Annotated in this window: 14 protein-coding genes; 4 read left to right on the top strand and 10 right to left on the bottom strand. The window is 48.2% G+C overall.

Annotated features, from left to right (window positions below; translation table 11 throughout):
- Positions 1 to 39: 39 nt before the first annotated feature.
- The 5 genes from EHO60_RS02735 to EHO60_RS02715 all read right to left on the bottom strand — a co-directional run bounded on the left by EHO60_RS02735 (position 40) and on the right by EHO60_RS02715 (position 6,331).
- The gene (locus tag EHO60_RS02735; protein ID WP_135766644.1) at positions 40 to 2,544 is read right to left on the bottom strand and encodes an FtsX-like permease family protein; all 2,505 of its coding nucleotides are present in this window, start codon (positions 2,542 to 2,544) and stop codon (positions 40 to 42) included.
- On the bottom strand, positions 2,541 to 3,239 hold the full coding sequence (locus tag EHO60_RS02730) for an ABC transporter ATP-binding protein (protein WP_135766643.1): 699 nt from the start codon (positions 3,237 to 3,239) through the stop codon (positions 2,541 to 2,543). The genes EHO60_RS02735 and EHO60_RS02730 overlap by 4 nt, the downstream gene beginning before the upstream one ends.
- A gap of 101 nt (positions 3,240 to 3,340) precedes the next feature.
- On the bottom strand, positions 3,341 to 4,459 hold the full coding sequence (locus tag EHO60_RS02725; RefSeq protein WP_135766642.1) for a SpoIID/LytB domain-containing protein: 1,119 nt from the start codon (positions 4,457 to 4,459) through the stop codon (positions 3,341 to 3,343).
- A 58-nt stretch (positions 4,460 to 4,517) separates the two neighbouring features.
- Complete coding sequence (locus tag EHO60_RS02720) at positions 4,518 to 5,894, bottom strand: class I SAM-dependent RNA methyltransferase (protein WP_135766641.1); 1,377 nt, start codon at positions 5,892 to 5,894, stop codon at positions 4,518 to 4,520.
- On the bottom strand, positions 5,891 to 6,331 hold the full coding sequence (locus EHO60_RS02715) for a hypothetical protein (protein WP_135766640.1): 441 nt from the start codon (positions 6,329 to 6,331) through the stop codon (positions 5,891 to 5,893). Before EHO60_RS02715 ends, EHO60_RS02720 begins: the two co-directional genes overlap by 4 nt.
- A gap of 15 nt (positions 6,332 to 6,346) precedes the next feature.
- Between EHO60_RS02715 and EHO60_RS02710 the strand changes: the two genes are divergently transcribed.
- Positions 6,347 to 6,865: a hypothetical protein gene (locus EHO60_RS02710; RefSeq protein WP_246028103.1), complete on the top strand. Its 519-nt coding sequence runs from the start codon at positions 6,347 to 6,349 to the stop codon at positions 6,863 to 6,865.
- Positions 6,866 to 6,929: 64 nt separating this feature from the next.
- Here the strand turns inward: EHO60_RS02710 and EHO60_RS02705 are convergent, their stop codons facing one another.
- Together EHO60_RS02705 and EHO60_RS02700 are read right to left on the bottom strand one after the other, a co-directional pair.
- On the bottom strand, positions 6,930 to 7,415 hold the full coding sequence (locus EHO60_RS02705) for a DUF3015 family protein (RefSeq protein WP_135766639.1): 486 nt from the start codon (positions 7,413 to 7,415) through the stop codon (positions 6,930 to 6,932).
- 12 nt (positions 7,416 to 7,427) lie between these two features.
- Entirely contained in the window at positions 7,428 to 7,925 is a 498-nt protein-coding gene (locus EHO60_RS02700) for a DUF3015 domain-containing protein (RefSeq protein ID WP_135766638.1), read from the bottom strand.
- Between the two features lie 401 nt (positions 7,926 to 8,326).
- Here EHO60_RS02700 and EHO60_RS02695 point away from each other — a divergent pair, with 401 nt between their 5' ends.
- Entirely contained in the window at positions 8,327 to 10,504 is a 2,178-nt protein-coding gene (locus tag EHO60_RS02695; RefSeq protein ID WP_135766637.1) for an Lnb N-terminal periplasmic domain-containing protein, read from the top strand.
- Complete coding sequence (locus EHO60_RS02690; RefSeq protein WP_135766636.1) at positions 10,467 to 11,348, top strand: alpha/beta hydrolase; 882 nt, start codon at positions 10,467 to 10,469, stop codon at positions 11,346 to 11,348. Before EHO60_RS02695 ends, EHO60_RS02690 begins: the two co-directional genes overlap by 38 nt.
- Here the strand turns inward: EHO60_RS02690 and EHO60_RS02685 are convergent.
- From EHO60_RS02685 to EHO60_RS02675, 3 genes are read right to left on the bottom strand one after another with little or no spacing between them, the layout of a single operon-like run.
- Positions 11,324 to 11,857: a hypothetical protein gene (locus EHO60_RS02685; protein WP_210409311.1), complete on the bottom strand. Its 534-nt coding sequence runs from the start codon at positions 11,855 to 11,857 to the stop codon at positions 11,324 to 11,326. The genes EHO60_RS02690 and EHO60_RS02685 overlap by 25 nt on opposite strands.
- Positions 11,858 to 12,499: a hypothetical protein gene (locus EHO60_RS02680; RefSeq protein WP_135766634.1), complete on the bottom strand. Its 642-nt coding sequence runs from the start codon at positions 12,497 to 12,499 to the stop codon at positions 11,858 to 11,860. It lies immediately after the preceding gene.
- Between the two features lie 32 nt (positions 12,500 to 12,531).
- Entirely contained in the window at positions 12,532 to 13,701 is a 1,170-nt protein-coding gene (locus tag EHO60_RS02675) for a tetratricopeptide repeat protein (protein ID WP_135766633.1), read from the bottom strand.
- A gap of 145 nt (positions 13,702 to 13,846) precedes the next feature.
- Here EHO60_RS02675 and EHO60_RS02670 point away from each other — a divergent pair, with 145 nt between their 5' ends.
- Positions 13,847 to 15,961, top strand: a complete 2,115-nt coding sequence (locus EHO60_RS02670) for a sodium-translocating pyrophosphatase (protein WP_135766632.1) — start codon at positions 13,847 to 13,849, stop codon at positions 15,959 to 15,961.
- Positions 15,962 to 16,172 lie beyond the last annotated feature (211 nt).

Below are 16,172 nucleotides of genomic sequence, written 5' to 3'. Positions count from 1 at the left end.
TTTCACACCGATGTTCGGAAACAAGATCTCCTTGGCGATTCACTCCGGACTCAGTTTGAAATGCAGGCGTCTTAAAAGGAGTAAAGGGTAAAAAGAAGCGAGCCATCCCAAAAGAGGGGCCAGGCAGAAGATGAGGGCCGGCATCCAGAAGTGAAACGTAAACGTGAGGGTCCAACCAAAAGCGTTACGATTGATCACATACAGAATGATCGGAGAGATCATTAAGGAGACGAGAATTCCGGATAATACTCCGAATACGGTCAGGAAGATCGCTTCCGATCTCAGTATGGAAGCGAGTTGAGCGGAGGAGGCCCCTAGATATTTCAGCAAACCGAGAATTCTCTGTTTGTCGTACAGGTTCTGTACCAGAGAGGACAATAGCGAAATAAGAGTGATGAGGAGCGCGGTCACTTTTAAAGAATCCAAAACACGGAATACTTTGTTTACTTCGTAAAGGTACAAAGAACGCAATTGCTTGGAATCCAAAAGCGCAAGGTCCGAATATCTAGGATCCGATGAGAAGAGTTTCCGTAAGGACTCGGTCGCGATTTCCAGGCCTTTCTCCGATCTATATTCGCTTTTAAGAAACAATTTGATGGAATTTAGAGATCGTACTCCGAATAATTTTTCATAGGAGTCTATGTCCATCATCACCGTGCCGCGTTCGGAAAAGAAGTGCTCCTTGATGCCCTTGACGACGAATTTCTTGGGACCCTGGGGAGTTCCGGAAACGAGAGCATCTCCTATCTTCAATCCGTGAAGATAGGCCATATTGGAGGAAATCAGGACGTCGGTTTCTCCCTTTACGGATTTTTCGGGTCTCTCTCCGGTATTCGCGTACGCCTTGAAGTCGTAGGCGTGGACCGTAAATACTCCTTGGTCCGTTTCGAATCTCGTGTTCACCAGAAAGCCGTCAAGATAGGAGGTGATCCTTAGATCCGCTATTTTCGGGAGCAGATCTTTGGGGACGCCTCCGTGGATCCCCGAATGAAAATAACGATTGTTGATAATCGTGATATCCGACGGATATTCGGAGTCCACCCAATCGTTCAAGGATCGTTTGTAACTGTCGGTAAGGACGGTAAGGCATAATACCAGAGATACGGAGAGCATTACGGTCGCAGATGTGAGGGTATTCCTCCCCGGGTTTTCCTTCAATTCTTCCAGGCCGATTTTCAGAAACGGAAAGACCCTGTCTCCTTTTTCGAGCATCAGAACCGACTTGGAGGTGATCACTTTGATCCCGTACGGAAACATGAGGGTGATCCCTATCACGATCCCTCCTATGCCGAGCAATCCCGGTACCGGAAGTTTCCAGGGGGAAGGGAGATTAGAAATTCCGAATGAAATCAGAAATAGAACCGTTCCTGCGATCGCGAATTTTTTTCGGTTAAACGAATTTCCGTTTCTCTCGGATTCGCGTAGGATCGAAAGGGGAGGTACACTTCCCGCACGAAGAGAAGGAAGGAGCGCTGAAAAAACGGAACCTAGAATTCCTAGGGTTAAGGCGGTAGCGTAATCCTTCCAAGAAATGCTTTCGTACGTGGAGAGAAATTCCCGGTCCACTAAGGTGGATTCCGGCCGAAAAAAATCCAATCCTGCGAAGAAGGTTCCGAGCGCTAGTCCCAAAAAGCTTCCGACGATTCCCAATATCAGAGATTGGCTCAGGAAGAGAAGGACCGCTTTGCGGTGGTCCAATCCTAGGGTCCTGAGAATTCCCAACTCCTTCTCCCTACTCAGGTAGAGGCCCGACATGGTATTCGAAACCATGAAGAATGCGATCAGAAGGGAGATGAAAGAGATCACTAATAGATTCAATTGGAAGGAGCGCAGCGCGTTTTCGGATTTCTCCCGAATTTCCCGGGAGGTTTCCACCTGGTACTTACCGCCTAGGTTCCTGGTCAGGACATTCTTCAGAGATTCCACTTCGTTTTCCTGACAGCGCAAAAGCAGGTAATCGGGTCCTTTGTCGGATTCGATCCAAGAAGAAGCGAGTGAGAAGTCCTCAAAGACAAGATATCCTCCGTCGGATCGGATAGGTACGTATTCCTTGATTTCCCGGTTTTTTCCGTCGATGGAGAGCTGGAAGGGTTTTCCTCGGTATCGATTCCAAACCGCTTGGGATACGAACGTGGTATCCGAGGGAGAGCGATCTTTCCCCATGTCTTTCGTAGCGAGATCGCCGGGAACTTCCTTTAACAGATCCATCGCCAAATAGACGATTCTAAGATTGCCCGAAGCGATCGCCTCTCTTTGGGTGCGGGGAAGAATCTTCGTAATCTTCCGGAGTTCCGAGTCGGAAAAGATTTTGGAAAGGGTATCCCAGGGGATCCGCTCCCCCGCTTGGGAAGGCCCCAGTTTCAGTTTGTATTCTCCTTTAAAATAACCTAATGCAAAATCCACCAAAGAGTTTTCCGCTTTAAGTGCGTTGGCGGAGGTGGAGAGAAACAATCCCACTCCCAGAGAAATTCCCAGTAAGGCAAAGATCACTCTCGGAACATGGGTCCGGAAATATTCGAATAAAAACAGTAGGTATAGATTCACCGTACTTTTTCTCCCTCCCGGAAGATTCTTCCGTCCCTCATCTTCAGTTTGATTTTACCCTTCGCTCCGATTTCTCGGTCGTGGGTCACTACGATGAGGGAGAATTTTTCCTTTTCCTGCAATTCCAGCAAGAGATCCAATACTTTGCCGGCGTGTACGGTGTCCAAATTTCCGGTAGGTTCGTCGGCGAGTACGATCCTAGGCTTTTTACACAAAGCTCTCGCAATGGCAACTCTCTGCTGTTCTCCGCCGGAAAGTTCGTCCGGTTTATGAGTCTTTCGCTCCGCTAGGCCCACTTTCAACAGGGATTCTTCCGCGATTTCGCGCGCCCGTTTTCTCCCCATGCCGGCTATGTACAAAGGCATGGCGACGTTTTCTACTGCGTTCAGATAGGGAAGTAAATGAAAGAATTGGAATATGATTCCGGTGTCCGACCGTCTGTATTCGGTCAGTTCCGATTCGGAGAGGGAAGTCAATTCCTTCCCGTTTACCCATACTTCTCCGGAATCCGCCGTATCAATTCCGGAGAGAATATTCAAAAAAGTTGATTTTCCTGAACCGGAAGGACCCATAAGGGTTATGAAGGAATTCGGAAGTTCCACTTCGATTCCATTCAGGACAGGGGTGATCAGCTTTCCGGTTTTGTATTCTTTTCGAAGATTTCGGACCAAGATCCGATCGGACGATTCGGGCATGCAGCTATTTTCTTCCCCGGCGTTCGAATGCAAGGAAAAGAAAGGGATCTGCGATCTTCGGTTTGATGTCTAACGAATGAACCGAGGTTTGTAGGGAGAACCTACTTTATAATCCTCGCAAAATCGATTCCCTGATAATAGTGCCGAAGGATCTCCGTGTACGTATAGTTCTGCTTCGCCATTCCGAAACTTCCCCATTGGCTTAGGCCTACTCCGTGTCCGGAACCCATTCCCTTGATCAGGAACCCTTCGTGATCCCGTTTGATTCCGAACCGTAAGGATTTGACCGAGGCGCCTAGAAGGCTGCGGAATTCTTTCCCTTTGATTTTACTCGTTCCTCTCGAGCCTACTACCTCGATCAGATCCACTCTACCTGATGCGGTTCTGGAAAGTACTTGGACGGATTGGATCTGACCGACTCCTAGGGAAGACAACGCTTGGTCCATCGTGTTGTGGCTCAGTACATCCTTCCACATGAAATTGTCTCCCGCATCGTCAAAGCGTGAAGACACGGATTCCAAATACGGAATTTTTTTCCCACCCCATACCTGATCGGGGGTTTCGGTTCTTCCTCCGCTATTGGAATGGAAGAATGTGTGGATCGGGTCTTCTTCATAAACGGCCAGAACTCCTTCGGTTTCCCGTACTGCCTTTGTGGTCTTCGGGTTTTCCTTATCCAGACCCGCGTAGGCTTGGGAACTGACGGTGGCTTCGACGTCGTACGGAGAATCCTTTTTATTCAACATTTCCCGCACAGCGTAGGTTCTGGAGCAGATCGCTTGTGCTTTGAGTGCTTCCGTCGGCCAGGTAGCGGGGACTTCGGAAGGAACGACCGCATACAAATATTCTTCCAACGGAACTTGGTTTAGGATCAGAACGGATCCGGAACGATCGGGCTGGAGTAGGATTTCTCCCCGATACCGTTTTCCTTTGTATTCCAATCCGGGATGTTCCGAAACGAAACGGATCGGAGCCTTGACTTTGCGCGCGTCCAAAGAGATGATATCGTAGGCGCGTTTGATCAATAGGTTGTTTACGTCGTAGACGGAAATGGTTCCTTCCGCCTTTAGGAGCAGGTCCGATTCCGCTTTTCCCAAAAAGACCCGGATTGTTTCGACGGATCTCATTTGGTGGGGTGGATTCCAGGGTTTGATGACGACGGTATTGCAACCGATCGCGGCAAGGAATGCTAGGATAGAAAATAAAATGCGGAATTTCATCTTTAGGAACCCCAAAAAACGTCTTTGGGTACAGTATCGAAGGATTTTTCCGATTCCTTCAGCGATTTTTAGGGACGAGTAAGGAGACCGCTTCCAAGTGGGGGGTCTGGGGAAACGGGTCGCAGAGGAGGCAGTCCGAAACTTCGTAGGAATCGGAAAGGATACGGAGATCGTTCAGCATCTTTTCCGGATTACAGGAAACGTAAAAGAGTTGTTTTACCGGGTTCCGATTCAGAAAAGAGCAGAGTTCGGGGGACAATCCGCTTCTGGGAGGGTCCGCGATCACTACGGATTCGGACCAAGGGAGGGAAGCGGCTTGCATCCTTTCCAGTCCCTTTTTATGGAACAGATCGAAGGCGAGTAATTCCGCATTTTTGTCCGGGAATTCCTTTGCGATCGTTTCCGAACCCGAGGAAACCGAGGAAGGTACCACGTCCACCCCCAAGATGTTTTTAAAACGTTCCCCGAATAGAACGGAAAAGAATCCGCTGCCGCAGAATAGGTCGACTAGGAAATCCGAATCGATGATTCTGGGTCGGATGAATTCCAGGATATTCAGGAATTCCTTCGGGTTCGGTTGGAAAAATCCGTCGAAAGGGATTTTAAACGTTCTTCCTAAAATCCTTTCCTCGAGGAAATCCCTTCCTTTGACTACGAGGCTTTCTCCCGAAGCCGATACTTCCCCTTTTTTACGATTGAAACAAAACACGACATTTTCGGCTTCCGATATCCGACCTGCGGATCGCATTACTTCGCTTAATGATTCACTTTTTCGGAAATCCTCGGTGAACGTGAATATCGTCATGGAGTCTTCCGTAAAAGTCGATTTTCGCAAAGTGACGTATTTTAAAAAACCGGTTTCCTTTTTTCGATCGTACTCTATCTCAGGAAATTCGTCTAACAGGAGTTTGACGCGATGTAGTTCCGCGTTTGCCCATTCCGATTGGATCGGACATTCGTTCAGGGGGATGATTCTTCTGAAATTCCCCGCCATCCTTAAGCCTACGACTTTTCGGGGAAATACGGCAAAGTCCATTCGGTTTCTATAATGGTATTCCCGCTCTGCCGGACGCACAGAGAATTTGCGGATTCCCGAGTCTTCCAATCCTCCGAGTATCGGTTCCGATTTCAGCGCAAATTGTCTCTCGTATTCCAAATGTTGGCCCGAGCAGCCGCCGCATGATCCGAAATGCGGACAACGAGGAGCGGATGTCCGATTCTCCAGAAAATCCGCTTCCCACTTATAAAAAATCTTACGTTTTCCGAATTTATAAACCGTGTAAACGTCTCCCGGTAGGGAATAGGGAATTTCTATGGATTTGTTTCCGAGTTTCGTTTTTCCCCGTAGGTTCGCACCGATGGATTCGATCTTAACGACACCTGCAGGTTCCGGATTCGGCGAGGGGGCGCTATTCCGAAAGGGATCGGAACTCATCTGACCTCTATATTATCCAAGCCTTGGTTCGCGAAAATCTCCTCGTACTTGGCTATAAACGGGGCTTCCTTTTCTATTCTTTCCTCGATCGCCATTCCGGCGATTCCGTCCTCTCCGTATTCCAAAGCGAAATCCCTTCTTGCCATTCTGTGTATCAACTCATCCCAGAAGAGTTCGTTGTCATAATCCGAGATGATGTCGAAGATATCGGTCTGGTCCTCGAATTTTCTCGTCGGGTAATACACATTGTCCGCAGCGTCGTAATCCACGAAATCCTGCTTTCCAAAATCCGTAGCAAAGGAGAGAATGTATTGCTCGAGCTCCGAGTATGCAGGCGTTTCTTCTCCGCCTTCGTTGAAGGCGTTTATCATCCAGCTCGAAATGGCGACGGACTTAAGCAATGTTTCGTACTGCTCCGGAGTAAATTCAATTTTCATCGGAAAATCCTTGGTATGAGGGACAGTTTTAGGCAAGTACGGCTTGGGGCTACCAGATTTTTGAAGAATTTAAACCCGTTTCTTTTTCCTTGTCTTTTCTTATTCGCGTTTTGTTCCTGTGCGAGCACGTCGAAATTCGAAAAATTGGAAGAGCCTTCCTCCGGAAAATCTCTTTTGTACGTGCTCCGACCTGCGCAGACCGCCTTGTCCCTCTGGTCCTTTCCCGTCGAATTGTTTCGTTACGAAGGTCCGTTCCAGAATGGAAAACGAAGTTCCATCGCGAAACTTTCCCTGGACTCCGCCGATTTTTTTTCGATGGAACTTCGGCCGGGATTTTATTCCCTAGTTTGCCGCGATATGGATAAGATCTTTTATGCAAAGGAGGGCGGAAGAATCTTTCTACTCATCCAGTTGTTCCATCGAGGGACCTTTGCCGTGCCCGGGATTTTTATTAAGAATGCGGAAACCGAAGAGTCGGTTCAATTTTTGTTGGAAGGCGCTAGGATGAACCGGACAAATCCGGTCGGAGAATAGCGGGACTCAAGGAAGGAGCAAAAAAAGACCCTTTCCGAAAAAGAAAGGGTCTTTTTTCTTTCGATCAAATACCGCAGCTCGAAACGAGACGTGCGTCTGAGGAAACTTCGCTTCTCATTTTATCTAGAAACGAATCCGGAGTGTTTTCCTGGAATAATGTCGCGAATTTTTCCTTACCTACACGGCCGAAGGCGGTCGAGTCTTTGCATCCCATGAGAGAAGCAAGAGCTCCAACCCTTTCCCCGTTTCCGCGCGCGAACTCATGTTCCAGCAGGCGATAATTTACGTGAACGAATATTTGCTGTTGTCTTTGTTTTTCGGAAATTCCTGCAGTTTTGCAATTCAACGTTCCGGTGGAGATCCCGAACACCTGATTTCCGGAAAAAAGGACATTAACGGTAGCGGCGATGACTTGGTGGACTTTTTTGTTTTCAGCGATGACAACGGCTCCTAATCCGCAGCCTGCAGCGCCGTAACCGTCTCTTGCGGAAAGGATCGTCGGAAGTCCCGCCATGGCGACCAATAAAAATGCAATGAATATCTTCTTCATATTTTAATTTCCTTAAATTCCGCAGCTCCGAGCCAAAAGCTCGTCATCTTTGATTTCGTTTTTCACCGCGGCTAGTAGGGAAGAGGGGGTAGTCTCTTTACCGAATAACCGGGAGTAGTTGGACTTGGTCAGCGCTCCGAACTGTGGGATCGTTTCGGTAGGGCATCCCAAAAGATGGGATAGGGTACTCAATCTTTCCCCCTTTCCTGCAGACATTTCTGATTCGAGGAATTCGAAATTCTGAGCTATGAAGATCTCCTGCGCTTTCTCGTTTTTAACGAGCCCGTCTGTCGTACAGTTCAGCGAACCTGTGGAAATTCCGAACGTCTGATTCCCCGAGAGAGCATGATTGGTCGTTGCGGCAAGTACCTGTACTATCGCGGTATTTTTTTCAAAAATCACCGAACCCAAACCGCATCCGGCGGCGCCGTATTCGGCGGACAAATGATTTGCTCCAGTCAGAAGTAATAAATAAGCGCCTAATCCGATCGAAATAAGCCTTTTATTCATATACGATCCTTCTCCTTTTTTAAAGAGGATCATCTGATTCCTTAAAAGAAGTGTGTCAACAAGAATAACCTTTCCAATATAGCTTATTTTTGTGCAATAAGACGGAATCGGAAGCAAATTAGAATTTCGGAAACAAACGGGTATGAATCGGACTCCTGTAAAGGTGACTTGAAGAGATCGGAAAAAATATTCATTATTGCGTTTTCGTAAATAAGATAAGTCTCAATTCTCTGACAAAAAGAAAAAGAATGAAAAATCCTAGTGTGGTTCTGTCCAACCTGCGCGATCAGGTAGGAAGCGACATCGAACTTAAAAATTCCTGCAAAATCTGAAAATCGTGTTTGCATAGGAATTCCTTCGAAAATACCCTGGGGGCCGATGATCCCTAGGGTATTTTTTTTGTGACGAAAGTCAAATTCCTCGGATTCTTCCCGCTTTTATTCCCAATCTTATTTTTCTTTTGGATGAATCTCTCGGCGGATTCGGAAACTTCCCCCGCCAAACCTACGCTAGCGCCAGACCCCGAAGAAACGGAGAAGAGCGAAGAGAACGCGCCCTCTCAAACGCACAGCCCCGAGGAGGAATTGAAGAGGAACTATTTTTACGGAACCTTCGAACCCGAAACTCCGGAACAAAAGAACTATCTCAACGAGCTTTTGCATGGGATGGAAAATGAAAAATTGTATCTGGATCCGCATTGGTTCAGGATGCAAAGATACAAAAAGGGATTTTTCGGAGGTGTGGAGAGCGAGGCGGACAGTCTTTTGTATTTTCTTTCCCCCGACGGAAAATCGGATCCGAAGGCGGAAATGAAGGCGACGCTTCGCGCCTTTTTCGGTCCGGAGTCGGATCGGACGGAGTTGATGCATCCCCAATGTACATATCCGGAGAGGTATTTTTGGTTGAAGGAAAAACTCCATTTCGATCAAAAGTTGTTAAAAGAAATCGAATGTACCCGTTTTACAACTTGGAGGGATTCTTTGGATCCCAAAAGCGTTACCGTCGTTTTTTCCTCCTACTATATGCAGTCTCCCGCTTCGGTCTTAGGGCATACGCTTTTTAAGATCGACTCCGCAAAAAACGCGGATTCGGAATTACTCGACTACGGAGTGAATTACGCGGCGAATACGGACGACCAAAACCCTTTTACGTACACGATCCGCGGATTGACCGGCGGGTATCCCGGCACTTTCGCGATCTTCCCTTATTACTTAAAGGTAAACGAATACAACGACATGGAAAGCCGCGATCTCTGGGAATACAGGTTGTCTTTGAACAAGGAGGAAAGGGACAGATTCCTGAGACACCTTTGGGAAATGGGTCGGAACTATTTCGACTATTTTTTCTTCACTCAGAATTGTTCCTTCCATATGTTGGGACTGTTGGACGTGGCCAAACCCGATTTGGACCTGACCCAGAAGGCGAATTGGATCGTTTCCCCTCCCGACACGGTGAAAATCTATCTTTCCGTTCCCGGATTGGTCGTCGAACGGAAATACAGACCTTCCTTATATTCGAAAATAAAACAAAAACTGATCTCGATGACCGCCGAGGAACAGGAACTCTATTGGTCTCTTTTGGATGCTCCGGAAGTCCGGGACTTTTCCGGGCTTCCCGATCTGGAGATCCGTTCATCTCTCGTTCTGGACGCTCTTTTGGATTCCTATCGTTATCGGAAATCCAGGGATAAAAGTTCGGACACAGAGCAGATGAAATATAAGAAATATCTACTGCTTCGCAGCAAGACCCAGGACCAGGTGCAGATAGACGAGAGCATACAGGTGACTACTCCTCCCGAGGAATCTCATTCTTTGAGTAGGGTGGCTATGGGTTTCGGGGCATCCAATCTGGGCGCATTTACGGAACTGAAATATAGGGTCGCGTATCACGATTTTCTGAATACGGATAGGGGTCATGTTCCGAATTCCGAGGTTCAGTTTTTGAATTTGACCGTTCGGAAATACGAGGGAAGTATCGCGGAATTTACCTCTATGAACATTCTGCGTCTCATGTCGCTTTCCCCTTATAATCCGATTTCCAAACAATTCTCGTACGGTGTGGATTTGGGTACGGACACGGTGATGGTGGAAAAGGAAAAATTCCAGAAGAATTTGGATTGGAATCGATTCGGTTCCGTTCTTCCGTCCGACCCCGCGATCCAGTCGGCGAATCTAAATCTAACGCAACAAGGGGATCGAGAAGGCAGGCAGTACATTCGGAAGCAGGCAGGTAATCTGGAGGTTCTGTACGGATATTCCTTCCAGGATGAATTTTCCGGTAAAAAAGCTCCTTTTCTAATTTCCTTCTTGGGCGGTCTCAAGGCGCAGCCCGGAGCGTTTTTCGAAGGAGGAGTTCGATACGGGCCGGAAGCCGTGCTGAACGTATTAAAGGAATTCGGCGCTTGGAAATTCCAGTTGTACGGTTCCTACCAATATTTTAGGGGAAGCGGAAACGAAGATAACTATTCGGGGAATCTTAGGATCCGTTATTTATTCAATAAGGAAAACGAGTTACGGCTTGAGCTGAATTCGATGAGACATTATGACGAAGTTCTATTATCGTATAATCTACTTTTTTAAACGACTTCCTTGTTTCCTTCCGATCCTGATGTTCGGTTGCACAAGTCTCTATTATCATCCGACTAAGTTGGAATACTTTACTCCGGATAAATTCGGTTTCAAGGCCGAGAGTTCGTTTTTAAACGCGAAAGACGGAGTAAAACTACATCTCTGGAAGATCCATTCGCAGAACTCGGACGCTCCCAAATCGCCTAGAGGAATCATACTTCAGTTCCACGGAAACGGGGAAAATATGAGTACTCATTTCATTTCTCTGGTTTGGTTGGTCAATTACGGTTATGAATTGTACACGTACGATTATCGGGGGTACGGAGCCTCGGGAGGGAAACCAGATCCGGAAAGTCTGTACGAGGATAGTCTGCTGGTCTTGGAACAAGTGCATTCCTATGCCCGTTCCATAGATAGGAAATTGATCGTATACGGACAGAGCTTGGGTGGAGCGGTGGCCCTGCGCGCAGTTCCGGATATGAAGACGAAAGATCACTTAAGTTTGGTAGTGGCGGACGGTACCTTTTCTTCGTACCGGGATGTGGCGGTTCAGACCGGGAACAAGATATTGTTCCCGCCGATGGGTTATCTACTCGGACCTTTCTTCAGCGATACGATGAGTCCCAAGAATTTCATCTCTAAGATTTCTCCGATTCCCCTTTTGGTCGTCCACGGGACGGAGGACCCTGTGGTCCCGTTTTCCAACGGAAAAGAGGTGTTTCGTCTGGCGGCGGAACCGAAATTGTTTTGGGAAATACGAGGCGGCGGTCACGTGGACTGGATGCAATTGGGAAGGAGCGAAGGTGCGAAGAATTTCGTTAAATTACTGAATCAATTCCTTTCCCCTCCGGAATAGAATTTCGCGGTTTCTTTGAACAATTTTTCGTTTTCCAACAACGCTTCCAAGGCGGTAGCCTGATCCACCTCTTTCAGAAAATATTCCGGCCCCGAGAGTTCGTTCTTATTGAAGATCAGAAATTCCAAAAATACGATTCTATCCTTTTTCAACAGTAGGATTTTTTCCGCAGAAGGATCCGAGCGAAGGGAGATTTTATAAAAGCCCTCCGGAAAATTCCCCGCCCAAAAGGTGCCGTTCGATAGGGAAACGGATGCGACCTTTTCGGGTTCCTTCTCCTCCTTGAAATGGCGGCGGTACTTGTAGACGTCCAAATCGTAATCCCATATGGCCATGGACGTTCCTACGGGTCTGATCAGATAGAGAATCGTAGAGGAAGGAGGTGGAATCTCCAAAGAGGAAAATCTCTCCCGTGCGGTGCAACCCAAAACGGAAAAGAGAAAAAGGAGGCGGAAGGCAAAAGCGAAGCCCGAGTTTAAAAAAGCAGAAATTCCGAAACGATTCCCCAATTATCGATCCCCCTTCGGGAGAAGGATTCTAGTCAGTTCCGAATTATACAATCCTAATATGTATTTTTCTTCCGTCCTTTCCGCCAGTCCGTAGGCGAACACTTCGAACAGAAATGCAGCTCCGAATCCGTAGCTTCCGTCGGAAATGTCGTCGCAGGCCTTCAGGCCGGCCGGTTTCGTTTCCGGAATCCGCAAGCTGAGATACGGAAAGTCTGACGGACAATCCACGTGGGAATACTTTTTGCCGTCTGCGTGCCTCGCTTCGTGGACCAGAACCAAGGCCTGTTCGATCTTGGAAAGCAGAAAGAATCCTTTTCCTAAGACGATCGCTTCTCCATTATAGTAAGCTAAATATGGATCGGTGCGACCGATTTTAAAAAATCGGATTCGATCTCCGAACCATGAATCCAGTTTTTGGCCCGAGAACGGAAAGCCGAACCTCTCTTCGAATCGGGAGGTTTTCCGATAGAAATCGCGATCGACTACGAGTTGTTTTGGTTCCAAGGACCGTATGAAGGCGCGTAAACTTTCGATCCGCGCCGATTCCGTCGGATCGGGAGCTCTGGGAATCCAACGCGAAAGAAAATCGCAAGGAAAAAGCGGAGAGGCGGATACAAGGATCAGAACGAGCAGACGGAGCATTGAAGAGGATTCCTTTAAGTCGAGCGAGATCCTTACTTTTCGGAGGACGCATTTTCCAGGTAGAGTTCGAAACTTCGATCCAAATAATACGGACCGGCAAATCTGGACAGATCCCTTTCCCGTTCCGCGGAACGGAGACTTAGGTAGCGTTCCCGCCAATTCTCGGCCGTCTCCGCACGAAGGGAGTTTTCTCGGTTTTTCCATTCCGACAAAGCGAAAACCAAAATTTCCCAATTGAACCTAGTTTGCTTCAACAAGGATTCCCATTCCTCAGGGCCGAGTTTCCTTTTCTTTAATATTATTTCTTCTAAAATATCGATGGCCAATTGGTCTATGACGGATCCGTTTTGCTGGTAGATCCTCCGGATCGGAATCAGATAATCCTTTTCCGGGATCCGATCGCTCTGCAACGCGAGGAGCAGGGAACGTCTAGCGGAAGCGCCGGATTCCACGTATTTTTTTTGGTCCAAATATTCCATGGAAAGAATATGATGGAAGATCGGGTTTTCCCGGAAGATAAGCGCTCTCTCGGTCAGACTTTTTTCCAGAGATCCTCGGTCTTTTCCTTTATTGGCCAAGATGCAGATCCTATGGAGATCTTCGTTTCGGGGAAAGAAAGGAAGGAACTTGCGGCAGCGGTCCGCCACTTCCGGATTCTTTTTTGCCGCTTGCAGGGTTCCGATCTCCTGCAGGACGGCTTTTTCATCGGAGCTATAAGCGTGCTTCGATTCCAACAAGCCCAATGCATTTTTGTAATATTCGAGATTACCGGTGCGTGAGGCCCAGAGCAGGGCTCGGTAACGGAGGTCCCTGTCTTCGGGACGTTTTGTCAGTAAGACGCGGGCAGTTTCCAGGGCTTTGTCGGGAATTCGGAGTTCGTCGTACAGGTCCGTCATCTCTCGCAACAACCCTTCTTGGTCCGGCTGCATCTGGAGGCTGATCCGGAAATTCCGCAACGCCTCTAAATTTTCGCCCTGGCCTCGGAAGGCTTTGCCGAGTACCCAGTAATATCTGAAGTCTCGAGGTTTTCCGGATTCATCGGCAATAGCTAGTTTTTCCATCGCCTGCTCGTACCTTCCTCTCTGGACCTCCTCGGCGGCTTGCTCCAGGAGTTCTTCCCAAGAAAAGGTTGAATTCAAGGCCAGGACGGATTTTATAGTGCAAATAACTAGAAAGAAACAAATGGAAAATGTGCGTCGCATTAGAGAGATCCGCCTTTTGACGGAATTTCTCTGTTCACTGCCGGGCGCGAAACTCCGCGAATCCGGCCTTCCGTGATCGAAAATATGCTCATTCCCATCTTTTTAAACCATCGGACATTTTGAAAAAAACAAGAGGTTTCTCTGAATGAATTCGGTAACGATTATTTTGTCTTTGGCTGTCCTGGCCATTTTGACCGCGGTTGTATATGCCTTGAAGGTCACCAGGATTACCATCGGAACCGAGGGCGGTAAAGACCAGGAATCCAAAAAACTGGTCGAAATCTCCTCCGCCATTTCCGAAGGCGCTATGGCCTTCCTGGTGCGGGAATACAAAACCATTTCCCTTTTTATCGGCTTTATGGCCCTGCTGATTTTCTTTCTTTTGGATAATCCGGAATCGGCTGATTTTAACGACGGATTGTTTACCGCGATCGCGTTCGTTTCCGGCGCATTGATTTCCTGCCTCTCCGGATTTATCGGGATGAAAATCGCTACGGCCGGAAACGTGCGGACCGCTCAAGCAGCCAAGACTTCCATGGCAAAAGCTTTTCGGGTCGCTTTCGATTCCGGAGCCGTCATGGGATTCGGCCTAGTCGGATTGGCCGTACTCGGGATGATCGGACTCTTTCTATTGTATACCGGACTCTTTCCGAACGTAAGCAAACTGTATCTGATGGAAGCTCTCGCAGGATTCGGTCTCGGCGGTTCTGCTGTGGCTCTTTTCGGTCGGGTAGGCGGCGGGATTTATACGAAGGCCGCTGACGTAGGTGCAGACCTTGTCGGAAAAGTGGAAAAAGGGATTCCGGAAGATGATCCTCGAAATCCGGCAACGATTGCGGATAACGTAGGGGATAACGTAGGGGATGTGGCCGGGATGGGAGCCGATCTTTTCGGATCCTGCGCGGAAGCGACCTGCGCGGCTTTAGTGATCGGAGCGACCGCTGCCGGTCTTTCCGGAAATGTCGATGCTCTTCTTTATCCTTTGCTGATTTCCGCATTCGGAATTCCAGCATCCCTTTTGACTTCGTTTATCGCCAGCGTTAAGGAAGGCGGAAACGTGGAAAAGGTTTTGAAGATCCAGCTTTGGGTTTCCACACTTTTGGTCGCGGCAGTCATGTATTTCGTCACCGACGCTTATATGGCGGACTCCTTCGAAATCGCGGGAAAAACGATCACCAAATGGAACGTATATATCTCCTTGATCGTAGGTCTTTTTTCGGGAATGTTCATCGGTCTGATCACCGAATACTATACTTCCCATTCGTATAAGCCGGTTCGCGAAGTTGTGGACGCGTCTAAAACAGGGGCGGCAACGAACATCATTTACGGATTGGCTCTAGGCTATCAAAGTTCCGTAGTGCCTGTGATCCTGTTGGTGGTCAGCATCGTGACCGCGAATCTTCTCGCGGGAATGTACGGAATCGCTATCGCAGCTCTCGGAATGATTTCGACCATCGCTATCGGTCTTACGATAGACGCTTACGGTCCCGTTTCGGATAACGCAGGCGGGATCGCAGAGATGGCGGAACTCGGAAAAGAGGTTCGGAATCGTACGGATACCCTAGACGCTGCGGGAAACACTACTGCCGCGATCGGAAAAGGCTTCGCTATCGGTTCTGCGGCTCTGACTTCTCTGGCCTTATTCGCGGCCTTTATCACCAGAACCGGCACGACGGGGTTGGATATCCTGAATGCGGAAGTATTCGGCGGGTTGATGTTCGGAGCTATGCTTCCGTTCGTATTCACAGCAATGACGATGAAGTCCGTCGGAAAAGCGGCCGTAGATATGGTCGAAGAGGTTAGAAAGCAGTTCCGCGAAATTCCGGGCATCATGGAAGGAAAAGCGAAACCGAATTACAAAAGATGCGTGGACATTTCCACTTCTGCCGCACTCCGGGAAATGATTCTCCCAGGACTTTTGGTTCTTTTGACCCCCATCGTAGTGGGATATCTTTTCGGAATTAAGTCTCTTGCGGGAGTGCTCGCCGGAGCCTTGGTCGCCGGGGTGGTGCTCGCGATTTCCTCCGCAAATTCCGGAGGAGGCTGGGACAATGCCAAGAAATATATCGAAAAAGCTGTCGGAGGAAAAGGTTCCGAGCAGCATAAAGCAGCGGTCGTGGGAGACACCGTGGGGGATCCCTTAAAGGATACTTCCGGTCCTTCGATCAACATTCTGATCAAATTGATGGCAATTACGAGTCTCGTGTTTGCGGAATTCTTTGTCCAGCAAGGTGGACTGTTGCTCCGGCTCTTCCATTGATCGAACGGATGATCCGATAAAAGGTCTCCCGAAAGGGAGTCAAAGGGGACCGGAAACGGTCCCTTTTTTTATTTCCACATCTTCCGGCACATAATTGGAAATTTATTGACTCACAAAGCGCGATGTAGAAGGATTTTATTTGAATCTCTTTTCGTTTTGTGTACAATTCTTTCGGGGCAAAACAGGGATAAAAGAAATGCGGAATCCAAGA

This window comes from Leptospira fletcheri, assembly GCF_004769195.1.
In the GTDB taxonomy this organism is placed as follows: Bacteria; Spirochaetota; Leptospiria; order Leptospirales; family Leptospiraceae; genus Leptospira_B; species Leptospira_B fletcheri.
This window is presented reverse-complemented; position numbering and strand designations above follow the sequence as displayed.

Bases quoted from the DNA above. Each gene is read 5' to 3' on its own strand.
- EHO60_RS02730 (WP_135766643.1), bottom strand. From the start codon at position 3,239: ATGCCCGAATCGTCCGATCGGATCTTGGTCCGAAATCTTCGAAAAGAA.
- EHO60_RS02725 (WP_135766642.1), bottom strand. From the start codon at position 4,459: ATGAAATTCCGCATTTTATTTTCTATCCTAGCATTCCTTGCCGCGATC.
- EHO60_RS02720 (WP_135766641.1), bottom strand. From the start codon at position 5,894: ATGAGTTCCGATCCCTTTCGGAATAGCGCCCCCTCGCCGAATCCGGAA.
- EHO60_RS02715 (WP_135766640.1), bottom strand. From the start codon at position 6,331: ATGAAAATTGAATTTACTCCGGAGCAGTACGAAACATTGCTTAAGTCC.
- EHO60_RS02710 (WP_246028103.1), top strand. From the start codon at position 6,347: ATGAGGGACAGTTTTAGGCAAGTACGGCTTGGGGCTACCAGATTTTTG.
- EHO60_RS02705 (WP_135766639.1), bottom strand. From the start codon at position 7,415: ATGAAGAAGATATTCATTGCATTTTTATTGGTCGCCATGGCGGGACTT.
- EHO60_RS02700 (WP_135766638.1), bottom strand. From the start codon at position 7,925: ATGAATAAAAGGCTTATTTCGATCGGATTAGGCGCTTATTTATTACTT.
- EHO60_RS02690 (WP_135766636.1), top strand. From the start codon at position 10,467: ATGACGAAGTTCTATTATCGTATAATCTACTTTTTTAAACGACTTCCT.
- EHO60_RS02680 (WP_135766634.1), bottom strand. From the start codon at position 12,499: ATGCTCCGTCTGCTCGTTCTGATCCTTGTATCCGCCTCTCCGCTTTTT.
- EHO60_RS02675 (WP_135766633.1), bottom strand. From the start codon at position 13,701: ATGCGACGCACATTTTCCATTTGTTTCTTTCTAGTTATTTGCACTATA.
- EHO60_RS02670 (WP_135766632.1), top strand. From the start codon at position 13,847: ATGAATTCGGTAACGATTATTTTGTCTTTGGCTGTCCTGGCCATTTTG.